Genomic DNA, 829 nt, shown 5'->3' with positions numbered 1-829 from the left:
GAGTTCTTTGAGCGCTGGGGGCGGACGGATGCCGCCGAGGCGGAGCGCCTCGTCGATCTCTGTCTCGAGGCGGGCGCCAACTTCTTCGATACGGCCGACATGTACTCGGAGGGCGCCGCGGAGGAGATCCTCGGGCAGGCGCTCAAGGGTAGACGCACGCGGGCGCTGATCTCCACCAAGGCAACGTTCCGCTGCGGCGAGGATGCCAACGGCGTCGGCTCCTCGCGCTATCACCTGATCCGCGCCTGCGAGGCCAGCCTGAAACGGCTCGGCACCGACCACATCGACGTCTACTTCATGCACGGATTCGACGCGCTGACGCCGGTCGAAGAGACGCTACGGGCGCTCGACGACCTCATCCGCGCGGGCAAGATCGGCTACATCGGCGCCTCGAACTTCTCGGGCTGGCAGCTCATGAAGGCGCTCGCGACCTCGGAGCGCTTTGGGCTCGCGCGCTACGTCGCCTATCAGGGCTACTACTCGCTGACCGGGCGGCACTACGAGTGGGAGCTGATGCCGCTCGGGCTCGACCAAGGCGTTGGCCTAATGGTGTGGAGTCCGCTCGGCTGGGGGCGGCTCACCGGCAAGATCCGCCGCGGCCAGGCAGCGCAACAGGGTCGCATCGCCGCGGGCGGAGCGAGGGGCGGGCCGCGGGTATCCGACGCCTACCTGTTCGGTGTGATGGACGCACTCGATGCCGTGGCCAAGGAAACCGGAAAGCTGGTGGCACAGGTGGCGCTAAACTGGTTGCTGACGCGTCCCACAGTCTGCAGCATCGTGGTAGGCGCGCGCACAGAGGAGCAGCTGAAACAGAACCTTGGCACGACTA

1 protein-coding gene is annotated in these 829 nt (G+C 66.9%); it reads left to right on the top strand.

What is annotated here, in order from left to right; all coding sequences use genetic code 11:
- The coding region (locus WDW90_RS37635) for an aldo/keto reductase (RefSeq protein WP_336492809.1) at window positions 1–829 on the top strand (829 nt) is incomplete at both ends.

This window comes from Methylobacterium nigriterrae (assembly GCF_037106235.1).
In the GTDB taxonomy this organism is placed as follows: domain Bacteria; phylum Pseudomonadota; class Alphaproteobacteria; order Rhizobiales; family Beijerinckiaceae; genus Methylobacterium; species Methylobacterium nigriterrae.
Note: the sequence above shows the minus strand (reverse complement) of the source record. Positions and strands in the feature narration are given on the sequence as shown.